This is a genomic window from Collinsella sp. LCP19S3_B7 (assembly GCF_052121795.1).
In the GTDB taxonomy this organism is placed as follows: Bacteria; Actinomycetota; Coriobacteriia; order Coriobacteriales; family Coriobacteriaceae; genus Collinsella.
The window spans coordinates 90,945-114,935 of the sequence record NZ_JBQKDO010000001.1; the positions used below are offsets into that span (position 1 = coordinate 90,945).

The window sequence follows — 23,991 nt, forward strand, 5'->3', positions numbered from 1 at the left end:
TCGACAGGGGTCACCCCGACCCTCTAGGGAGCAAACGCATGGAGCTGGGCTCGCACATCAAGGAGCATCGCACGGAGCTCGGACTGTCCCAAGACGATCTGGCGGAGCGCATCTACGTGTCGCGCCAGACCATCAGCAACTGGGAGTGCGGCCGTACGTATCCGGATGTCCAGAGCCTGCTGCTGCTTTCCAACGTGTTCGGGGTGACCGTGGACTCCCTCATCAAAGGAGATGTGGAAACCATGGCACAGGTAATGAACAAAGCGGTCAAGAAGTACAACGCCCTCTCCACAATCACGGTCGTGAGCGCGGTCGTGTTTTTGGTGCTGAGCGCGTGGGCGGCGTTCCAGTTCGAATGGGGCTGGGGCATGCACATCGCGCCCACCGCGGCGTTTGCCGCCGTGGCGCTCGTCGTGATGCTCGTGGCGTTCGTGTATATGGAACGCATGAAGAAGCAGCACGACCTCGTCACGTACCGCGAGGTGTTGGCGTTTAGCCGCGGCGAGCAGGTCGATCGCGACACGCTCGAGGGGCGCCGTGAGCGCGAGATGAACCCTTGGGTCAAGGGCACGCGCAACGCGGTGCAGATCATCATCGGCGCCATCGCCGGCGGACTGGTGGGCGTCGGCATCGGCATGCTCGCCAAGATGCTGAGTTAAAAGCGCGGGTACGCACCCGTTCCCCGAAATGGTATCCCCCTTAGCCCCCATTCTGAAGATGTATGCCAGAATGGGGGCGATTCCCGTTAGGAGGTGCCCCATGAACGTCACCGTACGCGCGTCCCTCATCGCATTGATCGCAATCGTTGGCGCCTGCTGGGCAATCCCCGTCCTCCTGGTGAGGGTCGTCCCATCCGATGCCGGCATGATCGCCATGATGACGCTGATCTACCTCGTGCTCCCCGTAACTGCGATCGCCCTCGGCCTGCTCGCCGCGAACTCCGCGAGGACGCTCTTCTGGATACCCGCGGCGCTCGGAATCGGATCCGCGCTCCTGTTTCCCCTCGCGGTCGAGGGCAGCCGGGACCTTGCGTTCCATGGGGTTGCCTATACCGCAATCGGCTACGCCGCCATGGGCCTGCGCACTTGGATGACTGCTCGACAACATCGCTAAGCCATCGCAGCAACAGTCATGCAGGTAAACCCCGTGCAAAACAGTTTTTGCAGCGCCCGGCAAGCCTTGCCGCATATGATGTACAACAGATTCGATAGCGCACCCGGCGTGTTCGCGGGACGCTCCTTCACGACCGGGAGGTGACGATGGACATCAGCAACCAGATCAAGACGCGGCGCGAGGCGATGGGGCTCTCCCAAGAACAACTCGCCGAGAAACTCTACGTGTCGCGTCAGACGATCAGCAACTGGGAGCGGGACAAGACGTATCCGGACGTCCAGAGTCTGCTCATGCTGAGCATCCTATTCGGCACCTCCATAGACACGCTCGTGAAGGGAGACGTGACCGTTATGGAAGAGGCAGTCGAAAGAGATCGCAAGCGCATGGGAACGCGGATGCTATGGCTGGCCGTGCTGATGCTCGCGTTGCTGGCGGTGGCGTTCGCGCTGATACTGTCGCCGGCGTTTAACTGGATGGAGGGCACCTGGGGCGCCGGCGTCGCCGCGGCTGCGGCGTTCCTGCCGGCGATAGCGGCGCTTGTTGTCGCAACCGTCCTCGAGCGCATCAAGCGCGAGAACGACCTGGTGACATACCGCGAGATCCTCGCTGTCCGCAATGCAGACAGGTGCTTTACAGCCACAAGCGCGATAGTTTCAACAACAAGATGCAGTGCCCCAGAGCCCCTAGCAGTCGACGATGGTCTTGCCGATCATGATGTTGAGGATCTCGACGTCGGTATCCTTCATGCCCACACGGCCCACATAGCCCATACTGGCGATCGTCTCCTCCACCGTATCCTGAATCAGGCCCTCGCCGGCACGGAATCCGCGGCCTTGCATGGCCATATCATGACCCAGAATCGCCGCATCGACGGCAGCGGAAATCTTGGCGGCACAGCTTGCCTTGGCGCCATCGCACACGATGCCGCCCACGTTACCGAGCGTATTGGAGACCGTCGCGCCGATCTGCTCGCGCGTGCCACCGCACAGCCAGGTAATCGCCGCGCCGGCACCGCACGCAGCGCAAATAGCACCGCAAAACGCCGAGAGCGCACCAATATAGCTCTTGATATGCACAGCAATAAGATCGGACAGCATCACGGCGCGCACCAGGCGCTCGTGGTCGCAGCGCAGGTACTCGGCATACTCCATAACAGGCAGTGCGCAGGTAATGCCCTGATTGCCCGAGCCGCACACAATGGCGACCGGCAGCGCGCAGCCGTTCATGCGGGCGTCGGACCCGGCGGCCGCACGGGCACGGGCACGGCAGGCGACGTCATCGGCGCGAGCGCCCAGCAGCGTACGGCCCACCTCGGCGCCCCAAGCGTGCGCCAGGCCCTCGGCACTAATGGCGCCGTTCAGCTCGATCTGACGCTCAACGGCAGCGCGAGCACCCTCAACATCGCCGTCCTCAATAAAGTCGATGATGGTCTCAATCGACATGGGCGTGTCGGCGCTATCTGCCGCGCGCTCGGCCACCACGCGCTCGGCGCAGGCGGCACACTCCCCCACCGACTTGCCGCACACCGGAATACCGTCGAGTGTATGGCACGTAACATTGGTATGGTGGTCGGTAATCTCGACGACCGCGGTATGCCCCCCGGCCGTGGCAGTCACCTTGATGTAGAGGTTGGGCACGCCCTCGACAAGCGACACATCGCAGTAGCCGGCATCGGCGAGGAGCTCGGCCACGCGAGCACGGTCTTTATCGTCAACACTCTCGAGCACCTCGAGCGCGCTCTTGGCGTCGCCGCCCACAGCACCCAGCACGGCCGCGGCTTCAATACCATGCATACCGCCCGAGTTAGGCACGGTCACGCTCTTTACGTTCTTGATGATGTTGCCCGAGCAGGCAACATCCATATGATCGGGTTCGCAACCGAGCGTCTGGCTCGCCAGCGCCGCTGCATAGGCAACGGCAATGGGCTCGGTGCAGCCGAGCGCACAGACAAGCTCGCGGTTCAAAACATCGCAAAACGCGGTATCACGAAGGGAATCGGCAGGCATAGGTATCTCCTACTTGTATAACGGGCTGGGCTCTCAAAATAGTTCGCTATTATTATTTGATAACAATGCATCAAAAACCACAACCATGGTTCCGGCGGACGGCGCTCAAGCACAAATTGGCGGCATTATTCATGAGAAGCCGGTCTTATTGCATGCTAAAGCGTTTGAGCAAAAAACGCCCGAGCGTTTACACAAAAGTCGCGCTATCATGCAGTCGAACGCGGTAAAACCTTTAGCAATCTCGCCGCACAGACCAGAGAGGAAGCATCCATGAAGATCGGTATCGGTAACGACCACGCCGCCGTCGAGCTCAAGAACATCATCTCCGAGCACCTGAAGGAGCGCGGCTGCGAGGTCGTGAACTTTGGCACCGACACCTCCGAGAGCTTTGACTACCCCATCGCCGGCTACAAGGTGGGTAAGGCCGTTGCCAACGGCGACGTCGACCTGGGCATCCTCATCTGTGGTACCGGCGTCGGAATTAGCCTGGCTGCCAACAAGGTCGAGGGCGTACGCGCCGTCGTGTGCTCCGAGCCCTTCAGCGCCAAGCTCTCCCGCATGCACAACAACACCAACGTGCTCGCCTTTGGTGCCCGCGTCGTGGGCTCCGAGCTCGCCAAGATGATTGTCGACGAGTGGCTCGACGCCGAGTTTGAGGGCGGCCGCCACGAGCGTCGCGTCAATCTCATCAACGAGATCGACCAGACCCGCGGACTCAAGGTCGTCGACGAGGCTTAAAGACCTACAAAGCCATATGCTAACGCCAGCCCCCGCCCGGAAGAAACATCCGGACGGGGGCTGTTTAGTAGATTTTGGGATATACCTAGAAATCTACTGGAATAAAAAGGGCGCCACGGATGGAATTCCGCGGCGCCAAAGCCACACGCTAACAGCTTTGAGGAGTCAAAGCTGGTTTAGCCAAAGAAGCGCTTGATCTCGATCTCGGCGTTCTCCAGGCAGTCGGAGCCGTGGATCACGTTGGCGTTGACATCGACAGCGAAGTCGCCGCGAATGGTGCCGGGGGCAGCGTCAAGCGGGTTGGTAGCGCCCATAAGGGTGCGCATCTTGGAGACGGCGGAGAGACCGGAAACGACCATCTTGACGACCGGACCGCTCGTCATAAAGTCGCAGAGACCGCCAAAGAAGGGCTTGTCCGCCAGATGGGCGTAGTGCTCCTCGACGGTAGCACGCTCGAGCGTGGTCATCTCCATGCGTTCGATGACAAGGCCGCTACGCTCAATGCGAGCGACGATCTCGCCGATCTTGCGATCGCGCACAGCGTCGGGCTTAATCATGATGAAGGTCTTCTCGATAGCCATAAGGTAGCCTTTCAAGTAGGTTCGCGCGTGCCCAAGTCCCATTCCGGCACCCGCCTGGACTGCATCGTAACAGAGTTTTAGCTGCAGTTAAACAAAAAACTGTTTATTGAAACACTACAATTTATTAAAACGTTCCATATGTGTTACTTCTGTTTCGAAGCCCGACTAGAGTATCATCCGACCGCGCATCAACCGCACCGAACCGAGCGGACGGTCGGTTGCCGCCCGTGAACGTAGCCCCTTCACAACCTGCCCAAAGGTCCTACAGAAGTTATCGACAAGCCCCTTCCCCATCGCAACAAAATACGGGCGCCCGCTGCAGCAGACGCCCGTAAAAGCGAAAACGATTTATCAATAAATGGCCAAAGCCGCTTCAACTAAACCCTTACTTTGCCCCGTGGCCCATCTCGACGACCTTGGTCAGCGATCCAAGCACACCTTCGTCGGCAACGAGTTGTGCCTGGGCACGCTGCAGCTGCACGGCAACGGCGGCAGGGGCGGTACCGCCCTCGGTCGTGCGTGCGGCGACAATCGACGGAATGTCGAGCGCCTCGGTAATGTCGTGCTCAAAGAGCGGGCTTGCCTCTTGGAACACCTCAAACGGCAGATCCTCAAGATTGCAGCCGCGCTTCTCGCACATCAGGACCAAATGGCCCACCACGGCGTGGGCCTCGCGGAACGGCAGGCCACGCTTGGCCAGGTAATCGGCAACATCGGTGGCGGCAAGGTGCCCCACGCCGCACTCGCGCGCCATGGCATCCTCGTTGACGGTCCAGGTCGAAATCATACCGGCCATAACGGACAGGCACTGCATGAGCGTATGGGCGGTATCGAGCGCGCCCTCCTTGTCCTCCTGCAAGTCCTTGTTATAAGCGAGCGGCAGGCCCTTCATGGTCACGAGCAGCTGCACCAGGTTGCCATAGACTCGGCCGCTCTTGCCGCGGATAAGCTCGGCAAAATCGGGGTTCTTCTTCTGCGGCATGATGGACGAGCCAGTGGAATACGAGTCGGAAAGCGTGATAAAGCCAAACTCGGAGCTCGACCACAGCACGATCTCCTCGGAAAGACGCGACAGGTGCATCGCCATGACGGAGCCGGCGTAATGCAGATCGAGGAGGAAATCACGGTCGGAAACCGCATCGAGCGAGTTGGGAATCACGCCCGCAAAGCCAAGTTCGGCGGCCGTCATCTGACGATCGAGCGGATAACTCGTACCGGCAAGCGCGGCAGCGCCCAGCGGGCAGTTGTCGGCAGCATCAAAGGCGGCCTTCAGGCGTGTAAAGTCGCGCGCGAACATCCAAGAATACGCCAGCAGATGATGCGACAGCAGCACGGGCTGAGCATGCTGCATGTGCGTGTAACCCGGCAGAATCACCTTGTCGTACTGTTTGGCCGCATCCACCAGCACGTGGCGCAGCTCAAGATTGGCCTCCATGAGCTCCTTGGCCAGCGCCTTGACGCCCAGGCGCGTATCGGTCGCCACCTGGTCGTTGCGCGAACGCCCGGTATGCAGGCGCTTGCCCGCCTCGCCGATGCGACGGGTCAGCTCGCTCTCGATGGACATATGAATGTCCTCGTCGTTGATATCGAAGGTGAAGTTGCCGGCATCGATATCCTGTTCGATTGCGGTCAGACCCTCGGCAATCGCCTGCTCGTCCTTTGCACTGATAATGCCCTGGGCCGCCAGCATCTTGGCATGTGCCTTAGAGCCAGCGATATCCTGCTTATAGAGATGTTTGTCGACCGGCAGCGACGCGCCAAACTCCTGCGTGACCTCGGCCACGCCTGCCTCAAAACGACCGCCCCAAAGAGCCATGGAACCGTCCCCTTTCTCTAAATACCAAAACAAGCGCCCAAAGCAAAGCGCCATGTCGCTAAAGCGATTTATCAACCGCTAGTTTTGCACATTCCCCACCGAGCGCGAGACCATGTGGCTAATTTGCAAAGAAGTGACGCACCAGTCACTTGGCGCCCATCGACTCCCGCCAGCCGTTGCTTGCCGAGCCGTCAATCCATGCCTTCAGGCTCATAGGGACATCCTCGACCTTTGCAGCATCGAACTCGGGCGCGAGGGCAAGTAAAGCATGCGCGATAGCATTGAACATAATGGATACTCCTCAGATATATATAGGCGCAGAGCCGCCAAATTGATAGAAGGAGCCCCGCCGGACAACCCCGGCGGGGCTCGGACTCAGCCGCAGACGCGGCATCATATATGCGGGCGGAATGTAGGGGCCACCGATGTTAAGAAGTGTCAGCAAGCATAACGAAAGGTAGGGACCCCATGCGCCCGTTATGTATCACGCGGATGGGCCGCGCGGATACCAAGGGAGAAAGACTTAAGCCTGAGCGGCAGCAGAGCTGGGACCCTGGACCTTGGCCCACGTCTTGAGCGACAGCGTGTCGATCTCGATAAAGCCGGCGCTGGCCTTCTCGTCAAACGTGGTGTCGCGGTCGTAGGTGGCCAGACCGTAGTCATAGAGGCTGAAGGGGCTCTTGCGGCCGACAACATGGCAGTTGCCCTTAAAGAACTTCAGACGAACGGTACCGGTCACGAACTTCTGGGTATCGGCCATAAAGGCGTCGAGTGCGTTTTTGAGCGGGCTGTACCACTGGCCGTTGTACACGGCGGTGGCCCAATCCTGCTCGAGCTTAATCTTGGTCTTGAGCAGATCGCCCTCGACACAAATATCCTCGAGCGCCTTGTGGGCGGTGATAAGCGTCAGGGCGCCGGGAACCTCATAGCACTCGCGGCTCTTGAGGCCCACCAGACGATCCTCGACCAGGTCCAGGCGACCAAAGCCGTTATCGCCCGAAATCTTGTTGAGGGCGATGACGATCTCGGAGAGCTTCATCTTCTTGCCGTCGACGGCGACGGGCTTGCCGGCCTCAAACTCAATCTCGGTGTAGGTCGGGGTGTCGGGCGTGTCCTCGGGATTCTTGGTCATAACCCAGGCGTCGTCGAGCGGCTCGTTCCAGGGATCCTCCAGGTGGCCGCACTCAATGGCACGACCCCACAGGTTGTCGTCGATGGAATAGGGGTTGTCGTTGGCACCCTCGGGAACCGGCACGTTGTGGGCGTGAGCATAGGCGACCTCGTCGGGACGGCACTTCAGATCCCACTCGCGAACCGGGGCGATAACCTTAAGCTCGGGGTCGAGGGCCTTGACGGCAGCCTCAAAACGAACCTGGTCGTTACCCTTGCCGGTGCAGCCGTGGGCGACGTAGGTCGCGCCAAACTCGTGGGCGACCTCGACAAGCTTCTTGGCGAGCAGCGGGCGAGACAGAGCGGAAAGCAGCGGGTACTTGTTCTCGTACATGGAATTTGCGGCGATGGCCTTGGTCAGGAACTCATCGGAGAACTCATCGCGCAGGTCGAGCACCTGGCAATCAAGAACGCCCAGGTCGAGCGCTTTCTGTTTCTTGGCATCCAGGCCGGTCTCCTCCTGGCCCACGTTGCCGCAGACGCAAACGACATCGAGATTCTTCTCGTCCTGGAGCCACTTGACACATACGGATGTATCAAGACCACCGGAATATGCGAGAACGACTTTTTCCTTGCTCATGGCTGTTTCCTTTCGCCCTTGGTAGCTAGTTAGAACATCGGTCAGTTGCAAGTCATTTCAAGGTCACGTACCGTGCAATATCAGGTTAAATAGCAAAAATCAGCACATACATGCCCTAGAAACATGCAGCAATGTCGTGCTAAAACCCAACGACCTTAAAATGACTCTGTTGAGGCAATTCGCCCCATGCGGACAGAGACGATTGTTATCGTCGTCGGGAAATTGCGCGCTGGCGTCGGATGGCATTGTCTGCAGTGGTTATGATCTTTACGAACTGCATCTGCCTCTCCTTTCACCTATCGCCGGGCGCAATTCTAATATCGCAAACGGTACCTTTTCCTCGGTAAGCGGCTCTTTTGCCTCTCCGTTTTCGATGGTCGCTATATTACGCTAAAGTGCCTGCTGCACAAGCGACAAATTCAAATTTCTGAAAAGTATTTTCATTAGTTTGTGAAATGCAGTGCAAATACGCTCCGTTCCTGCGAAAATACGCCTGATTACGAGTTGATGGTTATAACGTCTGAAACAATTTCGAAACGAAAGGCTCGCTTTTATGCAAACTTACGAATCGGACGCCAATATCGGAAACATTAAGCTCATCGCCGTCGACATGGACAAGACGCTGCTGACCGACGAGCGCGTGCTGCCGCAAGGCCTTGACGAACGCCTGGACAAGCTCGCCGAAGCCGGCATCGTATTCTGCCCCGCCAGCGGACGTCCCGCCCCCAAGCTCGAGGAGATGTTTGAGGACATCAAGAACCGCCTCGCCTTTTGTCCCGACAACGGAGCCTGCGTCATCTATCGCGGCAACTATATCTATAAGAGCAACATCGATGTGGCGCTGTATCAACAGGTGCTCGCTCGTGCCTCGGAGGATTCTCGCGCCGTTCCCGTCCTGTGCTGCTTCGACGAGTTCTACGTGCTTGCCCGCGACCATCAATACCACGACGAGATCAGCGTCTACTACAACACAATCAACTACGTCGACAGCTTTGAGGGCATTGATTTCGAGTCCAACAAGATTTCGATCTTCTTCCCCGCCTACGACGCTGAGCCTGCGTTCCGCGAGACCTATAACCCCGCGTTCTCGGATCAGCTCTACGTCACCAATGCGGGCCGCGAGTGGATCGACTTTATGAACCTGGGCGTCGACAAGGGCGCCGGCGTCGCGCACCTGTGCGAGCACTTGGGCATCGATATCGCCGATGCCGCCGCCGTGGGCGACACCTACAACGATATCCCCATGCTCGAGCGCGTCGGGCATAGCTTTATCGTGGACAATGCCGAAGAGCATATGAATGCGCACGCCAAGTGGCGCATTCCGAGCAACAACGACGGGGGCGTACTGACGCTCATCGACGCCATCTTGGCGGCTCGGTAATCTATCTCGTCGCCATGCCCGGGGCCGGCCGTTTGATTTTTGCTCGGTCAGGTCCTGGGCTCGCTCGAAGGCCACATTAAGTGGCCTTCGGCTCGTGCGGAATCTACAAAAATCAAACGGCCGGCCCCGGGCATGGCTATGTTGACTTGCTTGCCGCCTAGATGGCGTCTTGGGTGTCTAGATACTTGGCTGATTTTTTGGAATGAAGGGGGCTCCTTGTTGGCAAGGAGCCCCCTTCTGCCTTTAATTACTTTGGAATTGTGGGCGCTTTCCTATTTCGCGTCGGCCCAGGTTACGCCGGTGCTGGCTTCGGCGATGAGGGGTACGCGGAGGTCTACGACGTGTTCCATGACGTCTTGGACCATGGCGGTCAGGCGCTCGACTTCGTCGACGGGGCACTCAAAGTCCAGTTCGTCGTGCACCTGCAAGATCATGTGGGCGGCAAAGCCCTCTTCTTCCAGGCGGCGGCTTACGCGGGCCATGGCGATCTTGATGATGTCGGCGGCGGTGCCCTGCATGGGGTGATTCATGGCCGTACGCTCACCAAAGCCACGGAGTTGCGGGTTTTTGGCCTTGAGCTCCGGAATATGGCGACGACGGCCATACATGGTCTCGGCGTAGCCCGTCTGCTTGGCGCGCGCCACCACGTTGTCGAGGAACGTGCGCACGCCCGGGTAGGCCTCGTAGTAGCGATCGATCATGCCACGCGCCTCGGCCATCGAGATGTGCAGCGACTGCGACAGACCGTACGCCTGCTGACCATACACAATGCCAAAATTCACGGCCTTGGCGCGACTGCGCAGGTCGGGCGTTACCTCGGACACGGAAACGCCAAACACGCGCGCGGCCGTCTCGGCATGGAAGTCCTCGCCCTCGTTAAAGGCGCGCACCAGGTGCTCGTCACCCGAGAGATGCGCGAGCAGACGCAGCTCGATCTGCGAGTAGTCCACCGCCAAAAAGACGCTGCCCTCGCCTGCCGAAAACGCCGTCTTAACGGTACGGCCCAGCTCAGAGCGCGTCGGGATGTTCTGCAGGTTCGGGTCGCTCGAGGACAGGCGACCCGTTGCCGTGATGGTCTGGTTGTACGTGGTGTGCACGCGACCGTCACCACGGCGCAGCGGACCTAGCGTGTCCAGATAGGTCGACTTAATCTTGGACTTCTCACGCCAGTCCAAAATCAGGCGCACGATTTCGTGGTCACGGGCAAGGTCGCTCAGCACCTTGGCGTTGGTCGAATAGTACCCGCGCTTGGTCTTTTTGAGGCCCTTGGTCGGAAGCCCCATAACGTCAAAGAGCACGTGCGAGAGCTGCATGGGACTGCCGATGTTAAACGTCTCATCACCTGCCAGGTCGCGAATGCTGCGCTCGACCTCGGTGATCTGGGTCGCCAGGCCCTCGGACAGGCTGTGCAGCCGGTCGGGATCTACGAGCATGCCCGCGCGCTCCATCTTGGCAAGCACCGGCACGAGCGGCATCTCAATGCCATCGAACACGTTGGCGGCGTTCTCGCGGGCCATGCGGTCGCGAAGCGGCGCCACGAGTGCCAGCGTCAACGCCACGGTACGGGCAGCAGGAGCAGGAGCGTCCTCGCCAGCACCATCCGCACCGCGCGCCGCAGGCAGCGCCATCTGCAGATAGGTATCGGCCAGATATGCCTCGTCAAACTCGGAACGGTCGGAATCCAACAGGTACGCGGCAACCACGGTATCAAAGATGCGCACGGAATCGACTGCCAGCGGGTCCATGAGCTCGGGCTCAGAAGAATCGATGGGCGAAAGCTCATGCAGCAACGCCTTCATGTCCGGGCTCGCCACGCGGCCCTCCATAAACAGGCGCGCGAGCACGCCAGCGATAACGCCGTGGGCAGAATTGAAGCCCTCGACAGCGGCAGGCGTGCCGTCATCGGCTTCCTCGAGCGCAAAGAGTCCCTTGGACGTCGCCAGCCACAGCGTACGCGTCAGGCCAAAGAGCGCACCCTCCTCCTTGTCATCGTCCACCACGGCGGCGACCCACTCGCCCGCATCAATCGCGCGAGAGATCTCGGCCGCCACAGCAGCAAGTGCCTCAGCATCGCCGGCGGCCGCACGCGAAACCGCGGGCATCTCGAACGAGCTGGCAGCGGGCACGACCCCGCCCTCGCCGCCAATCAGCGCCAGGAAGCGGTTCTGCATGGCCGTAATGCCAAGTGCGCCCAGCGCCGCGGACACCTCATCGGCAGAAAACGATGGGAAGGACGTCGCGTCAAAGTCGAGCTCGACAGGTGCATCGGTGCGGATGGTCGCAACCTTGCGGCTCAGCAGCGCATCGTCGATGTGTGCACGCAGGTTCTCGCCCATCTTGCCCTTGACCTCGTCAGCATGCGCAATGACCTCGTCCAAGCTGCCGTACTGCGCGATGAGCGCGCTCGCCTTTTTGGGGCCGATGCCCGGTACGCCGGGAATGTTGTCCGACGTATCGCCCTTCAGGCCGTAAAAATCGGGCACGAGCGCCGGCGTAATGCCGTGATACAGGTCGTCCACGCTCTCGGGCGTCATGATCGCCACGTCGGACAGGCCCTTGCGAGTCGAGACCACGTTGACGTGCTCGGTCACAAGCTGATACATGTCACGGTCGCCGGTCACCAGCAGCATGTCGCAGCCGGCCTCCTCACCCAGGCGCGCCATGGTTCCCAGGATATCGTCGCCTTCCCAGCCCTCGGACTGCAGAATTGGCACGTTGAGCGCCGTGAGCAGCTCCTTAATCATGGGAAACTGCGCATGCAGATCGGGGTCCATGGGCGGGCGCTGCGCCTTATACTGCGGCAGCATCTCCATGCGCACGCGCGGCTTGCCTTTGTCAAACGCCACGACCACACCGTCGGGGCTAAAGGCATCGATCATCTTAAGAAACATGTTCAGAAAGCCAAAGATCGCGTTGGTGGGACGACCGTCCGGCGCGTTCATGGTCGGCGGCACGGCGTGGAAGGCGCGGTGCATGAGCGAGTTGCCGTCGATAACGGCAAAGGTGCGGCGCTTGTCAGACATATTGAATACCTCGCTTTGGGCTGGGCACGGTTTGCTCACTCCAGTTTACACGCTCCCCGCCCCGCGGCCACCGCACATCAAGCTCCCCCGCCACCGCGCGTTCCCGAGTGATACGATGGCTCACGGTACAACAACCAGCACGATCGATCCGAAAGGAGCCTGCGTCATGGAGCGTCCCTGCGCATGGAAAAAGTACACGCCACAGCAAATCGAGGAGCTCGAGGAGCTTTGCCGCGGCTATAAGCAGTTTTTGAGCGAGAACAAGACCGAGCGCCTGTGCGTCAAGACCGGCATCAAGATGGCCGAGGAGGCGGGATACGTCGACCTGGAGACCGTGATCGCCGAAGGCCGCGAGCTCAAGGCAGGCGACAAGGTGTACGCCGCCAACCACGGCAAGGATCTTATGCTCGTCAACCTGGGCACCGCCCCGCTCGAGCAGGGCTTTAACATCCTGGGCGCCCACGTGGACTCGCCGCGCCTGGACCTCAAGCAGAATCCCGCGTTCGAGGCCGGCGACATGGCCTACCTCGACACGCACTACTACGGTGGTGTCAAGAGCTACCACTGGGTGGCCTCCCCGCTCGCACTCGTGGGCGTCATCTGCAAAAAGGACGGCACCACCGTCGACATCAACATCGGCGACAAGGCCGACGATCCGGTCTTTACCATCTCCGACCTGCTGATCCACCTCTCGAGCGAGCAGATGTCCAAGCCCGCCAAGGACGCCGTCGACGCCGAGATCCTCGACGTGATCGTGGGCGGCCGTCCCGTAAAATTTGACGAGGACGACAAGGACGCTCCCACCGAGCCCGTCAAGCAGATGTTCCTGGATATCCTCAAGGAGCAGTACGACGTCGAGGAGGAGGACTTCCTCTCCGCCGAAATCGAGGTCGTGCCCGCCGGCCCCGCCCGCGACATGGGCCTCGACCGCTCCATGATTTTGGGCTATGGCCACGACGACCGCGTCTGCGCCTACCCCTCCATGCTCGCCCAGATCAATGTGGCCAACGTGGAGCGCACGAGCATCACGCTCATCGTCGACAAGGAGGAGATTGGCTCCGTGGGAGCCACCGGCATGACAAGCCGCTTCTTCGAGAACACCGTCGCCGAGATCATGACGCTCGCCGGCGAGGGCAGCCCGCTGGCCCTGCGCCGCGCACTCGCCCGCAGCCGCATGCTCTCCTCTGACGTATCCGCCGGCTTCGATCCGGGCTACGCCGGCAAGTTCGAGACCAAGAATGCAGCCTTTATGGGTCGCGGCCTGTGCTTTAACAAGTACACGGGCAGCCGCGGCAAGGGCGGTTCCAACGACGCCGACGCCGAGTATATGGCCCTCATCCGCGACATTATGGACGAGGCCGGCGTGGACTTCCAGACCTGCGAGCTCGGTCGCGTCAACGCGGGCGGCGGCGGCACCATCGCCTACATCATGGCCAAGTACGGCATGAACGTCATCGACTCCGGCGTTGCCGTCCTGTCCATGCACGCCCTGTGGGAGGTCGCCAACAAGGCCGATATCTACGAGGCCTATCGCGGCTACAAGGCCTTCCTCGAGCGCGCATAATCAACCCTTCATCAGTTGCGGTGAGATACGGACTAAACTGGCCCATAAACGGCCAAAACAGACCGTATTACACCGCAACTTCCTTTTTGGCAGAGGAGAGTCCATGCTGCAGGTCATCATTTCACCCGCCAAGCAGATGCGCGCGGCCCAAGATGCTTTTGAAGTCCTGGGCATTCCACCCTTTGTGCGCGAGACGGCTCGCCTCCACCGCGCACTGCTAGATATCGAGCGGAATGAAGGCAGCGGCAGCCTGCAGGCGCTGTGGAACGTGAGTGACAAACTGCTGGGGCCCTGCCTCAACACCCTGCATGAGTTCGAGCCCATCTTGCAAAACGGCGATCTCGACAATCCCGCACTCGCCCGTCACCTCTCCCCTGCCGTCATGTCCTATCACGGCATTCAATACCAAAGCATGGCGCCCGAGGTGATGGATTCCGCACAGCTCGCATGGCTGCAAGACCATCTGTGGATCCTCTCGGGCCTTTACGGATGCGTACGCCCCTTTCATGCCGTTGAACCGTATCGGCTGGAGATGGGCGCGAAGCTTGCCGTCGACGATGCCCGAGACCTCTACGCGTTTTGGGGCAACAAGCTCGCACGGGTCATCGCTCCGGCAGGCTCCAACGCCACGATCGTCAACCTCGCCAGCGCGGAATACGCCAAAGCCGTTCTGACCCGCCTCACCACCGACGCCACGGTCGTCACATGTCTCTTTGGCGAAGGCATCCGCAACGGCAAGCCCATCCAACGCTCGACCGCCAGCAAAAAAGCGCGCGGCTCCATGGTGCGCTGGATGGCAGAAAAAAAGTTCGAGGATGTAAGCGGGCTCACCGCGTTCGACGTTGGTTATCGTTACTTTCCCGAGCTTTCAAATAAAAACACTTTGGTCTTCCTGAACGAACAGGCCTTGTAGGACTACCGCTACTTTTGAATGTGCTGCCTAGGCACGGCGTCTATTCCGCCAGGCCGTCGGCTTTTGCAATCTCGGTCGTCGAGCCATCTTGGTAGGTAACCTTAACGTGCTCCACCTCGGACGCCTCAACACCCGACGGAGGCTCCAGGCGCCATTCCGTCAGGGCTATATCCATGGTCGTGGGTACATCCCCCTGATCTTTGAGCTCGACCGACAGCGTCCTAAGCGACGCATCGAAGGTCACACGCTCGATCTCTTCACCAGGAATGGAACCACCGCTCAGCTGCAGTTGCACAAACATGTCGCGCGGATACCAATAGTCGCCCGGCGCGGCAACGGTATTGCCACCCGCGACCTTCGCCGTCATAATCGGCAGGCTATCGTCCGCCTCAAACGTCCAGGAAACTCCCCCACGCCCGCCGAACGTCCAGATACAACAGGCAATCACCATCACGACAAGAATCGCGAAACCAATTGCGACCAGCCCATGATGGGCGCGGCTCTCCTCGGCCGACACATCCCACTGCGTCTCTCGATACAGATGCTTGTCTTCCATGTTCGCCTCCCCGCGGGCATGCTCGTCGCGTCAATCGTACCCATTCGAGCTATACTTGAGCCCGTCACATAAACGGGGAGCTTGCAGGACAAGACGGCAGGCTGAGACTGGGCGCGCCCGCCCTGACCCGCAAACCTGATATGGGTAATGCCAACGAAGGGAGCCGTGCCAATGAGCACACAGACCGAGCCCAAGCTCGTCACGCAAATCGATTTCGCCCGCGCCGGACAAATCACACCGCAGATGAAGGAGGTTGCCGAGCGCGAGCATCGCGACCCCGAGTACATCCGCGAGCGCGTGGCCGACGGCCGCATCGCCATTCCCGCCAACATCGTGCATATCAAAAAGGGCATGCGCGCCTTTGGCGTCGGCGAGGGCCTGTCTACCAAGGTCAACGTCAACCTGGGCATCTCGGGCGACAAGGCCGATGCCGCCGAGGAATGGAAGAAGGTCAAGATCGCCGAGGACTTTGGCGCCGACGCCATCATGGACCTCTCCAACTCGGGCAAGACGCGCCAATTCCGCCAGCAGCTCATCGACGAGACGCCGCTCATGGTGGGCACCGTCCCCATGTACGACGCCATCGGCTACATGGAAAAGCCGCTTGTCAAGCTTACCAAGGACGACCTGTTCGAGGTCGTGCGCGCGCACGCCGAGGACGGCGTGGACTTTATGACCATCCACTGCGGCATCAACAAGTCGGTCACCAAAACCTTTAAGGAGACCGGCCGTCTCATGAACATCGTCAGCCGCGGCGGCTCACTGCTGTTTGGCTGGATGGAGGTCACCGGCAACGAGAACCCCTTCTACGAGTACTTTGACGAGCTGCTCGAGATCTGCCACGAGTACGACGTGACGATTTCGCTCGGCGACTCCTGCCGCCCGGGCTGCCTCTACGACTCCAACGACGCCACCGAGACCGCCGAGATGATCGAGCTGGGCAAGCTGTGCAAGCGCGCTTGGGCCGCCGGCGTCCAGGTCATGGTCGAGGGCCCGGGGCACATGGCGCTCGACGAGATCGCCGCCAACATGAAACTGCAGAAGCGCCTGTGCCACAACGCCCCGTTCTACGTGCTCGGGCCGCTGGTGACCGATATCGGCGTGGGCTACGACCACATCACCGCAGCCATCGGTGGCGCCATCTCCGCGAGCTCGGGTGCCGACTTTTTGTGCTACGTGACACCGGCAGAGCACCTATGCCTGCCTAACGCCCAGGATGTGCTCGACGGCCTCATGGCCACCAAGATTGCCGCACACGCCGCCGACATCGCCAAAAAAGTGCCCCACGCCCGCGACATGGACGACAAGATGGGCCAGGCACGCCGCAAGCTCGACTGGGACGCCATGTGGACGTGCGCGCTCGACCCGGTCACCGGCAAGAAGCGCTACGAGGAATCCCCTGCTGCCACCGAGGGCACCTGCACCATGTGCGGCAAGATGTGCGCCGTCCGCACCGTCAACAAGGTGTTCGAGGGCACGACGATCGACCTCGGCATGGAGGACTAACTCGTCACCGGAGCCATAATCGGCCACAAGGCGTTCGTCAATTGTTGACGTGTGAACATTTTCTTACATTTACGTAAAGATTGCGCCACCCGCCCGGGATCGGCATACAGCCGGCCCGGGCAACTTTATAATGCGGGCAGGAGACCCATTTGAATCCGACCGAACAAGGGAGCGAACATGGATCGTAGTAAGGTACCTGCCGTCCTGTCCATCGCAGGATCCGATTCCAGCGGCGGTGCCGGCATTCAGGCCGACATCAAGACCATCACGGCGCACCGCCTGTATGCCGAGACGGTCATCACGGCCATCACCGCACAGAACACCCTAGGCGTCACCGCCGTGCAGAACATCTCCCCGGGTATTGTCGCGGCGCAGATCGATGCCGTTTTTGACGATATCCGCCCCAGTGCCGTCAAGATCGGCATGGTTTCTTCTGCCGAGATTATCGAAGTCATAGCCGACCGCCTGAGCGCCTGGGACGCACAAAATATCGTCGTCGATCCCGTCATGGTCGCCACTTCGGGCGCTCGTCTCATCGCCGAGGACGCCGCCGAAGCGCTTACACGCCGCCTGTTCCCGCTGGCGACCGTCATCACGCCCAACATTCCCGAGGCCATGGCGCTGCTCGACTACGAGGTCGATTCCGAGCGCACACAGCAAAATGCCGCCATGCTCCTCACCCGCCGTTTTGGCTGCGCGTCCCTCGTTAAGGGCGGGCATTTTGTCAACGAGGCCAACGATGTACTAGCAGAGCCCGCGCCGCTCGATGACGAGGGCAACCACCTGGGCGATCCGCTCACCACGTGGTTCCGCCACAAGCGCATCGAGACCGACAACACGCATGGTACCGGCTGTACGCTTTCGTCCGCCATCGCCTGCGCGCTGGCCCAGGGCATGGATCTTGCCGATGCCGTCAACGCCGGCAAGGCCTACCTAACCGGCGCTCTCGCCGCCGGCCTGAACATGGGCAAGGGCTCCGGCCCCGTCAACCACATGTGGCAGTACTAAAAAGCCAGCAGCCAAAACCACCGCACAAACCACCACAAAGGCGCCTGTCCCTTTGTGGTGGTTTGGGGTCGCGCTACTGACCAAGCATCTCTTGGAGCTTGGCTGCCACGGCGTGGCCCAGGCTCTCGTGGCTTTCGGGCATCATGTGCAGATAATCGATATCGCCCGGCTCGGCAAAATCAGCGGCATTCAAAAAGTCGCAGCCAAACTGCTCAGCGACATACGCATAGTATTCGGCAAAATGCTCCGAGGCCTCGACGGAGCGCTCGTCAAAGTCGGTCATGTACACATCGGCGATCTGCGGTTTAATCTTGATAGGCGCCATCAGCAGAATACGCGGGCAGGGCGCGGCTTCGGTCCAGGGAAACGCGCGGACGGTGCGAATCAGCGCCATGGCACCGTCAGCGATATCGGCAGCCCCCACGCTAAAGACCGTCTTGCAGTCGTTGGTGCCCAGCATAATCACGATCGCATCCAGCGGCTTATGAGCCTCGAGCAGCATCGGCAACGCGCGGATGCCGTTGAGATTAGTGTCCAGATGGCACATGTCGTCGCGTACCGTCGTGCGGCCGTTGAGGCCTTCCTCAATCACGTGCCAGCCCTCGCCCAGGTCGCGCTGGGCCACGCCGCACCAGCGCACATCGTGCGCATAGCGTACCGCGGTGCCGTCGCGCATGCCCGCCGGATCATAGCCGTAGGTATTGCTGTCGCCAAAGCATAGAACGTTTTTCATCGTAAGCCCTTCCTCTAGTAAAAAGAAAAAGTCGGCGGGAGCAGTCTCTCCCGCCGGATCGACCTATCTGTCAGCACATACCGATTACAGGTACTTGCGCCAATCGTCATCGTCTTCATCGTCCTCGGCGGCAGCCTGGGCCTGCTCGGCGGCGCGGACAGCCGCAGCGCGAGCGGCAACCTGGGCATAGGACTCCTCGTTGCGCTCGGGGAAGTTTGCCAGCACGTGCTCGAACTTGGCAAAATCTTCGTCCCAGCGCGTAGAGGGCACGGCAAAAAAGACCTGCTTGACCTTAAAGTCGCCCGATGCGAGCTCCTTGCGGAAGAGCTCGGCCACGGCCTCGGCGCCAAAGCCGTTGTTGTCGCAGCCCCAAGCGCCCAGCACGAGCTTCTCGCGACCCAGCTCGTCGCAGATGGCAAGCACAAAGCGGATGCGATCGCGCAGGGCGTCCAGCAGGGCATCGTCACCCACGCGATACTCCTGGCGAGCGCGCTTGGCGTTGGGCGCGGCGGCCACGATCACGTCGGCATACGCATGCACGTGGTTGCGGTCGAAGCGCACCGCGGGCACCACCAGCGCACGGTTGCGATAAAGCTCGCAGTTGATGTTGCGGCGACGGTTCTCGCCGTACCATTTGCGCTGCTTATCGAGAACGTTGTACAGATACGAATCGGCACAGAGCGTGGCCTCCTGACCCAGATAACCCTGGATGTAGCCGCCGCCCGGGTTGGTGAACGAGGCAAAGGCGAGCACGGCCATGTCGCAGAACTGCGCGTAGCCTCGGCCGTTATCCAGAATGGCCTGCGTGGCAGAGGCGTCGAGCACGGTGACCTCGGGCAGGACCGGAGCGGGCTCCTCGGCAGCAGGCGCGGGCTCGGTCTCCGTGGCTTCCTCTGCGGGCACAGGCTCGGCCACGACCTCGGTCTCGGCAGGCACAACCTCGGCGGCCTCAGACTCATCGGCAACCTGCTCTTCGGCAGCAGCCACCTGGGCCTTAGCCTTCATCGCCGCGACAAATCCGGCAGGCCTGCCCTCGAACTCGCGCACGCCGGCAAGCGAGCGCTCGATATCCTTTGCGCACGCTTCGGACACAGTCGCCACGTGACGCTCGGCGGCCTTGGCACGGGCCTCGCGCTTGGGATTGGGCTGTCCCGCGCGGTTGGGCCTACGGTTACGGTTCCTGTTGTCGACGTCTGCCATAAGTGGTCACCTTTCTCGGTCGCTGCCGCTATCGGCTTTTCCCATCCATGATACCCCGCCGCGTACAAAAAAGGCGGCCCCGAAGGACCGCCTTTCGCATTGATTTGCGCGCGGCAAGCACCGCTGCAATCTGGCACTAGTCGCGACGACCAAGGATGTTCAGGATGCGCAGGAACACGTTGATAATGTCCACGAACAGGTTGGACGCCATGAGCACGGCGTTGGGCAGCGTGGGCGGCACCGTCGTGGCCACATAGGTGTCGTAGCCAATAAAGCCGGCGAACACCACAATCACGATCAGGTCGGTGATGGTCTGCGAGACGCCCATGAACATCAGCACGATCTCGACCAGAATCGTGGCAAGCAGAATACCAAAACCAATGCCATACACACGCTGGAAGAATTTGGGGAAGGTCACGCCCAGTGCGCCAAAGACAAAGGTGATGGCGGCAGTGGCGATAAAGGCGGTGTTGATGGTGGGCAGGTCGTAGTTGGCAAGGCCAAACGACGCGGTCAGACCAAAGGTGCTCGCAAAGATCGCGTAACCCGCGAGCGACAGGCCCACGGACTGCTTGCTGGCGGCGGCCGACATCATGACGATGCCGACAATGGTCAGGATAAACGAGCCAAAGACCAGCGGCAGGGCGGCGCCACTCATCATCATGCGCGCAAACGACATGGTGCCCGTAAAGTAGGCGCCAGCGCCCATAGCGCAAAAACCCAAAAAGATCAGGGCAGACATGGCAAGGTTGTACGCGCGCGGCGACATCTCCTTGGCACGGCTTGCGCCGGTCTCGATGGGGCCGTTCTGATAGCCCTGGATATCGTTCATAATTTCGTCCTTTCAAAAAGCGCCGCGACAGCGCCGTAGGTGACAAGATTCCTGCCATTGTACCCGAATGGCGCGCGCTCTTACCCGCGGCGCTCACTCTCGAGTGTGCGGTCGAACGCCCACACCCACCACCGCATCAGATGAGCCTGCGAGCCATCCGGTCGCTCACGCGCCTGGTCTTCCAGATACAGCTCGGTCGTATGTCCGCCAAAACGAACCTTATAGGTTGCCGTACGAATGCCGTGAACCGTCAGGCCAAAACCGGTAGACGAGACAATCTCGTCAATCGTAAAGCAGCGACCGTCGACCCAGCAGACGGTAACCGGCACAACTTGTCCGCCCGCGAGGATGCGGGCCACGACGTCCACATACTGCTTGTGCACGCGCCGAGTTTTGCCATCTGTCTGTCGATATTCCATGCCCCTATTATCGAACGCATGTTTGCATATTGTAAAGCGAACAGACTGTGGTTTTGGGGTGTCGGAGCGAGCGCACGTGTCCTCACGGCGTGTTAGCAAAAAGAACACCCGCGGTCAACAGGGCTAATATTCAATTTTAGTGCCAAAAAATTCACTTCTCCCGTCAGAACTCGGTAAAGAAACCCGCAGGAGGTGATACGATTTATCATGTTTTTGTAACGTTTCTGCAAACTTCGAGAAAGCCCATATATGGACGTAACGTTCTCAGCCTTCCTCGGCCAACTTGTTTCGAACCCAGTCCTTGCCGTCACCGTGTTCCTCGCGCTCGGCGCCATCTTCGTCAACGGATGGACCGACGCGCCCAACGCCATCGCGACCTGTGTCACCACGCGTTGCATGCCCGCCCGCGCCGCCATTCTCATGAGTGCCGCGTTCAACTTTTTGGGCGTGCTCATCATGACGCACTTTAATGCCAGCGTTGCCAACACCATCTCCCATATCGTCGACTTTGGCGGAAAGAGCACCATGGCGCTCGCGTGCCTCTGCGCGGCCCTGTTCTCCATCGTCGTCTACGGCGCCACGGCATCGCGTTTTGGCATCCCCACCTCGCAGAGCCACAGCCTCATCGCCGGCCTGACCGGCGCTGCCATCGCCCTCGGCGGCGCCAGCAGCGTCAATGTCCACGAGTGGATGAAGGTCATCTACGGCCTGGCGCTCTCCATCGGTCTGGGCTTTGTCATGGGCTGGGTCCTGTGCAAGCTCGTCTCGATTCTTTTCGCCGCCGCCAACAGGCGACGTGCCAACGTCTTCTTTAAATATGCTCAGATCGCGAGCGCCGCGGCCATGAGCTTTATGCACGGCGCGCAGGATGGACAAAAGTTCATCGGCGTGCTCTTTTTAGGTGTCGCCTTTGCCAACGGACAGACCGGCGTCGGCGACGCCGGCATCCCCATCTGGATCATGCTGCTGTGCTCGGCCACCATGGGCATCGGCACCAGCGTGGGCGGTGAGCGTATCATCAAGTCCGTCGGCCAGAGCATGGTTAAGCTTGAGAAGTATCAGGGCTTCTCTGCCGACCTGGCAGGAGCCGCAAACCTGCTGCTTGCCACGCTCACCGGTATCCCCGTGTCCTCCACGCACATCAAGACCTGCGCCATCATGGGCGTTGGCGCCGTCAAGCGCCTCTCGGCCATCAACTTCGGCGTGGTCAAGGACATGATGTTCACGTGGTTCTTCACCTTCCCCGCCTGTGGACTCATCAGCTTTGTCATGGCCAGGCTGTTCATGATGCTCCTCTAGTCAAACCGAACGTCCATCCGGACCGCATTACCTCGCCCACCCGTCTTCGCCCCGAAAGGATCACTCATGGCAAAGAAACCCGATTCGTTCTACTTTGACAACTACGTCGCCTGCGCCGACTTTGCCGTTCAGGCAGCCGAGCTGCTCACCAAGATTTTTGAGAACTTTGACCCCGCGCAGATCCACGACATGCTCGAGAAGATGCATGCGATTGAGCATGCAGCAGACAAGAAGCACCATGAGCTCGAAGACGCCCTGCTCACGGCCTTTATCACCCCGCTTGAGCGCGAGGACCTTAACCTCATGAGCTGCTCGCTCGATACCGTGCTCGACCGTATTGAGGGTGTCGTGCAGCGCCTCTACTTCACCAACATCCAGAGCATCCACCCCGATGCCATCGTGATCGCCCACAAGGTGACCGACGCCTGCCGCGCCATGAAGGACCTGATGGTCGAGTTGCCCAACTACCGCAAGTCCAAAACGCTGCGCGAGCTCGTCATCCAGATCAACACCATCGAGTCCGAGGCCGACGAACTCTACATCAACGCCATGCGTAACCTGCACGTCAACGGCAAGGACCCGCTCGAGGTCATCGCCTGGCGTGACGTGTACGCCTTCTTGGAGTACTGCGCCGACTGCTGCGAGAATGTGGCCGATGTCGTGGATTCGATTGTCATGAAGAACAGTTAATTGGGGGTACGTATCCCACTGGCGAAGGGCCGGCACCTGTTTGCTTTCTCACTCCGGCTGCGTAGCAGAGTCGTTCGAAAGTAAACAGGTGCCGGCCCTTCGCCTTACGTACCACCATTGGAACTTTGGCTGATAGTTTTAGCGCAATGGGGGTTTGGCTGAAGGGCCCTTTGGTACCCGCTCGGACACTTTGGCCCTTGGTGAGCGTTTGACTGATTGCTGCTTTGGGTACTCTTTAGGTTACTTTGGGTTTGTTTGATTTTTAATTGTTGGAGGGCTTGTATGTCGTATATGGATCTGGCTCGGTCTCGGTATTCTTGTCGTTTGTTTGAGGATCGTTCTGTTGAGCAGGCTGTGGTGGATACCATTGTTGAGGCTGGGCGCATTGCTCCTTCTGCTTGCAATAATCATCCAACCCGTGTGATGGTGTTAGATACGCCTGAGCTTCTGGAAAAGGCAGCTGCTTGTCAGCCTCGGTTTGCTCGTGATGGGTCCATCTTTGGCGCTCCGCTCATCTTCCTCGTTTGCAGCGTTACCAACGATGCTTGGGTGCGTCCCTATGACCAGATGAACTCCAGCGCTATCGACACCTCGATTGTTTGCGATCAGATGATGATGGAGGCCGAAGAACAGGGCCTGGGAACGTGCTGGGTATGCCATTTTAAGCCTGAGCTAGCCCGCGAGCAGTTCAACCTGCCCGAGGGCGTTTATCCCTACCACATGCTCGTCTGCGGCTATCCCGCCGACCATATCGCCGACCCCGAGCATCGCGAGGCCCGCACCATTCCCCTATCCAATTTCCTCCTCAAGTAGTTTTTGGCCCATGCCCTAAAATCTACCTTTTACCGCTCAAACGTTCGCCG

The 23,991-nt window shown here is 60.0% G+C and carries 22 protein-coding genes and 1 pseudogene; 12 read left to right on the forward strand and 11 right to left on the reverse strand.

The genetic code is table 11. The annotated features are described in order from the left end of the window. The first annotated feature begins 38 nt into the window (after nt 1-38). The 3 genes and pseudogenes from ACTQW0_RS00420 to ACTQW0_RS00430 form a co-directional block, all read left to right on the forward strand. Nucleotides 39-659, forward strand: coding sequence for a helix-turn-helix domain-containing protein (locus ACTQW0_RS00420; protein WP_427727582.1), 621 nt, complete (start codon nt 39-41; stop codon nt 657-659). A gap of 100 nt (nt 660-759) precedes the next feature. Further along, nucleotides 760-1,113, forward strand: a complete 354-nt coding sequence (locus tag ACTQW0_RS00425) for a hypothetical protein (RefSeq protein ID WP_427727584.1) — start codon at nt 760-762, stop codon at nt 1,111-1,113. Nucleotides 1,114-1,259: 146 nt separating this feature from the next. Then, nucleotides 1,260-1,430 (forward strand): annotated as a pseudogene (locus ACTQW0_RS00430) (helix-turn-helix transcriptional regulator); the annotation flags it as partial. 366 nt (nt 1,431-1,796) lie between these two features. Here ACTQW0_RS00430 and ACTQW0_RS00435 read toward each other — a convergent pair. Beyond that, nucleotides 1,797-3,119 (reverse strand): L-cysteine desulfidase family protein, encoded by a 1,323-nt coding sequence (locus ACTQW0_RS00435; RefSeq protein WP_441041684.1) that lies wholly within the window; start codon nt 3,117-3,119, stop codon nt 1,797-1,799. Between the two features lie 270 nt (nt 3,120-3,389). Between ACTQW0_RS00435 and rpiB the strand changes: the two genes are divergently transcribed. Then, complete coding sequence (gene rpiB / locus ACTQW0_RS00440; RefSeq protein ID WP_427719257.1) at nt 3,390-3,857, forward strand: ribose 5-phosphate isomerase B; 468 nt, start codon at nt 3,390-3,392, stop codon at nt 3,855-3,857. Nucleotides 3,858-4,033: 176 nt separating this feature from the next. On the opposite strand, the gene ndk is transcribed toward rpiB, so the two are convergent. The 4 genes from ndk to ACTQW0_RS00460 all read right to left on the reverse strand — a co-directional run bounded on the left by ndk (nt 4,034) and on the right by ACTQW0_RS00460 (nt 8,004). Further along, nucleotides 4,034-4,438 (reverse strand): nucleoside-diphosphate kinase, encoded by a 405-nt coding sequence (gene ndk / locus ACTQW0_RS00445; RefSeq protein ID WP_055251725.1) that lies wholly within the window; start codon nt 4,436-4,438, stop codon nt 4,034-4,036. Between the two features lie 385 nt (nt 4,439-4,823). Continuing rightward, nucleotides 4,824-6,254, reverse strand: a complete 1,431-nt coding sequence (gene argH, locus ACTQW0_RS00450) for an argininosuccinate lyase (protein WP_238057251.1) — start codon at nt 6,252-6,254, stop codon at nt 4,824-4,826. Between the two features lie 145 nt (nt 6,255-6,399). Then, a complete protein-coding gene (locus ACTQW0_RS00455; RefSeq protein WP_441566398.1) occupies nt 6,400-6,543 on the reverse strand; it encodes a hypothetical protein in 144 nt (47 codons plus the stop codon). 234 nt (nt 6,544-6,777) lie between these two features. Further along, complete coding sequence (locus tag ACTQW0_RS00460; protein ID WP_035138001.1) at nt 6,778-8,004, reverse strand: argininosuccinate synthase; 1,227 nt, start codon at nt 8,002-8,004, stop codon at nt 6,778-6,780. 553 nt (nt 8,005-8,557) lie between these two features. Between ACTQW0_RS00460 and ACTQW0_RS00465 the strand changes: the two genes are divergently transcribed. Beyond that, nucleotides 8,558-9,385, forward strand: coding sequence for a Cof-type HAD-IIB family hydrolase (locus ACTQW0_RS00465; RefSeq protein ID WP_441566400.1), 828 nt, complete (start codon nt 8,558-8,560; stop codon nt 9,383-9,385). 272 nt (nt 9,386-9,657) lie between these two features. On the opposite strand, the gene polA is transcribed toward ACTQW0_RS00465, so the two are convergent. Continuing rightward, a complete protein-coding gene (polA, locus tag ACTQW0_RS00470) occupies nt 9,658-12,408 on the reverse strand; it encodes a DNA polymerase I (protein ID WP_441566402.1) in 2,751 nt (916 codons plus the stop codon). A 166-nt stretch (nt 12,409-12,574) separates the two neighbouring features. Between polA and ACTQW0_RS00475 the strand changes: the two genes are divergently transcribed. After that, nucleotides 12,575-13,972: an aminopeptidase gene (locus ACTQW0_RS00475; protein WP_441566404.1), complete on the forward strand. Its 1,398-nt coding sequence runs from the start codon at nt 12,575-12,577 to the stop codon at nt 13,970-13,972. Between the two features lie 103 nt (nt 13,973-14,075). Continuing rightward, the gene (locus ACTQW0_RS00480) at nt 14,076-14,885 is read left to right on the forward strand and encodes a YaaA family protein (RefSeq protein WP_441566406.1); all 810 of its coding nucleotides are present in this window, start codon (nt 14,076-14,078) and stop codon (nt 14,883-14,885) included. A gap of 40 nt (nt 14,886-14,925) precedes the next feature. On the opposite strand, the gene ACTQW0_RS00485 is transcribed toward ACTQW0_RS00480, so the two are convergent. After that, on the reverse strand, nt 14,926-15,441 hold the full coding sequence (locus ACTQW0_RS00485; protein WP_441566408.1) for a hypothetical protein: 516 nt from the start codon (nt 15,439-15,441) through the stop codon (nt 14,926-14,928). Nucleotides 15,442-15,612: 171 nt separating this feature from the next. On the opposite strand from ACTQW0_RS00485, the gene thiC reads away from it, so the two are divergent. Both thiC and thiD read left to right on the forward strand, forming a co-directional pair. Beyond that, entirely contained in the window at nt 15,613-16,947 is a 1,335-nt protein-coding gene (gene thiC / locus ACTQW0_RS00490; RefSeq protein ID WP_441554562.1) for a phosphomethylpyrimidine synthase ThiC, read from the forward strand. 177 nt (nt 16,948-17,124) lie between these two features. Continuing rightward, on the forward strand, nt 17,125-17,955 hold the full coding sequence (thiD, locus tag ACTQW0_RS00495; RefSeq protein WP_441566410.1) for a bifunctional hydroxymethylpyrimidine kinase/phosphomethylpyrimidine kinase: 831 nt from the start codon (nt 17,125-17,127) through the stop codon (nt 17,953-17,955). 73 nt (nt 17,956-18,028) lie between these two features. Here thiD and ACTQW0_RS00500 read toward each other — a convergent pair whose 3' ends face one another. The 4 genes from ACTQW0_RS00500 to ACTQW0_RS00515 all read right to left on the reverse strand — a co-directional run bounded on the left by ACTQW0_RS00500 (nt 18,029) and on the right by ACTQW0_RS00515 (nt 21,139). After that, on the reverse strand, nt 18,029-18,688 hold the full coding sequence (locus ACTQW0_RS00500) for an SGNH/GDSL hydrolase family protein (RefSeq protein ID WP_441033176.1): 660 nt from the start codon (nt 18,686-18,688) through the stop codon (nt 18,029-18,031). A gap of 84 nt (nt 18,689-18,772) precedes the next feature. Further along, a complete protein-coding gene (locus tag ACTQW0_RS00505; protein WP_441566412.1) occupies nt 18,773-19,888 on the reverse strand; it encodes a TIGR02452 family protein in 1,116 nt (371 codons plus the stop codon). 136 nt (nt 19,889-20,024) lie between these two features. Further along, the gene (locus ACTQW0_RS00510) at nt 20,025-20,720 is read right to left on the reverse strand and encodes a Bax inhibitor-1 family protein (protein WP_154515280.1); all 696 of its coding nucleotides are present in this window, start codon (nt 20,718-20,720) and stop codon (nt 20,025-20,027) included. 80 nt (nt 20,721-20,800) lie between these two features. Continuing rightward, nucleotides 20,801-21,139: a hypothetical protein gene (locus tag ACTQW0_RS00515; RefSeq protein WP_154515278.1), complete on the reverse strand. Its 339-nt coding sequence runs from the start codon at nt 21,137-21,139 to the stop codon at nt 20,801-20,803. A 249-nt stretch (nt 21,140-21,388) separates the two neighbouring features. Here ACTQW0_RS00515 and ACTQW0_RS00520 point away from each other — a divergent pair, with 249 nt between their 5' ends. The 3 genes from ACTQW0_RS00520 (at nt 21,389) to ACTQW0_RS00530 (ending at nt 23,941) form a co-directional block, all read left to right on the forward strand. After that, on the forward strand, nt 21,389-22,438 hold the full coding sequence (locus ACTQW0_RS00520) for an anion permease (protein WP_441566414.1): 1,050 nt from the start codon (nt 21,389-21,391) through the stop codon (nt 22,436-22,438). 66 nt (nt 22,439-22,504) lie between these two features. Then, the gene (locus ACTQW0_RS00525; RefSeq protein WP_427719219.1) at nt 22,505-23,128 is read left to right on the forward strand and encodes a DUF47 domain-containing protein; all 624 of its coding nucleotides are present in this window, start codon (nt 22,505-22,507) and stop codon (nt 23,126-23,128) included. A gap of 282 nt (nt 23,129-23,410) precedes the next feature. Continuing rightward, nucleotides 23,411-23,941 (forward strand): nitroreductase family protein, encoded by a 531-nt coding sequence (locus ACTQW0_RS00530; protein WP_154515272.1) that lies wholly within the window; start codon nt 23,411-23,413, stop codon nt 23,939-23,941. Nucleotides 23,942-23,991 lie beyond the last annotated feature (50 nt).

Coding starts and splice junctions, on each gene's coding strand:
- ACTQW0_RS00530 (WP_154515272.1), top strand. CDS start 23,411: ATGTCGTATATGGATCTGGCTCGGTCTCGGTATTCTTGTCGTTTGTTT.
- ACTQW0_RS00520 (WP_441566414.1), top strand. CDS start 21,389: ATGGACGTAACGTTCTCAGCCTTCCTCGGCCAACTTGTTTCGAACCCA.
- ACTQW0_RS00510 (WP_154515280.1), bottom strand. CDS start 20,720: ATGAACGATATCCAGGGCTATCAGAACGGCCCCATCGAGACCGGCGCA.
- ACTQW0_RS00465 (WP_441566400.1), top strand. CDS start 8,558: ATGCAAACTTACGAATCGGACGCCAATATCGGAAACATTAAGCTCATC.
- polA (WP_441566402.1), bottom strand. CDS start 12,408: ATGTCTGACAAGCGCCGCACCTTTGCCGTTATCGACGGCAACTCGCTC.
- rpiB (WP_427719257.1), top strand. CDS start 3,390: ATGAAGATCGGTATCGGTAACGACCACGCCGCCGTCGAGCTCAAGAAC.
- ACTQW0_RS00420 (WP_427727582.1), top strand. CDS start 39: ATGGAGCTGGGCTCGCACATCAAGGAGCATCGCACGGAGCTCGGACTG.
- ACTQW0_RS00515 (WP_154515278.1), bottom strand. CDS start 21,139: ATGGAATATCGACAGACAGATGGCAAAACTCGGCGCGTGCACAAGCAG.
- ACTQW0_RS00500 (WP_441033176.1), bottom strand. CDS start 18,688: ATGAAAAACGTTCTATGCTTTGGCGACAGCAATACCTACGGCTATGAT.
- ACTQW0_RS00525 (WP_427719219.1), top strand. CDS start 22,505: ATGGCAAAGAAACCCGATTCGTTCTACTTTGACAACTACGTCGCCTGC.
- ACTQW0_RS00475 (WP_441566404.1), top strand. CDS start 12,575: ATGGAGCGTCCCTGCGCATGGAAAAAGTACACGCCACAGCAAATCGAG.
- ACTQW0_RS00480 (WP_441566406.1), top strand. CDS start 14,076: ATGCTGCAGGTCATCATTTCACCCGCCAAGCAGATGCGCGCGGCCCAA.
- ndk (WP_055251725.1), bottom strand. CDS start 4,438: ATGGCTATCGAGAAGACCTTCATCATGATTAAGCCCGACGCTGTGCGC.
- ACTQW0_RS00455 (WP_441566398.1), bottom strand. CDS start 6,543: ATGTTCAATGCTATCGCGCATGCTTTACTTGCCCTCGCGCCCGAGTTC.
- argH (WP_238057251.1), bottom strand. CDS start 6,254: ATGGCTCTTTGGGGCGGTCGTTTTGAGGCAGGCGTGGCCGAGGTCACG.
- ACTQW0_RS00425 (WP_427727584.1), top strand. CDS start 760: ATGAACGTCACCGTACGCGCGTCCCTCATCGCATTGATCGCAATCGTT.
- ACTQW0_RS00505 (WP_441566412.1), bottom strand. CDS start 19,888: ATGGCAGACGTCGACAACAGGAACCGTAACCGTAGGCCCAACCGCGCG.
- thiC (WP_441554562.1), top strand. CDS start 15,613: ATGAGCACACAGACCGAGCCCAAGCTCGTCACGCAAATCGATTTCGCC.
- ACTQW0_RS00435 (WP_441041684.1), bottom strand. CDS start 3,119: ATGCCTGCCGATTCCCTTCGTGATACCGCGTTTTGCGATGTTTTGAAC.
- ACTQW0_RS00460 (WP_035138001.1), bottom strand. CDS start 8,004: ATGAGCAAGGAAAAAGTCGTTCTCGCATATTCCGGTGGTCTTGATACA.
- thiD (WP_441566410.1), top strand. CDS start 17,125: ATGGATCGTAGTAAGGTACCTGCCGTCCTGTCCATCGCAGGATCCGAT.
- ACTQW0_RS00485 (WP_441566408.1), bottom strand. CDS start 15,441: ATGGAAGACAAGCATCTGTATCGAGAGACGCAGTGGGATGTGTCGGCC.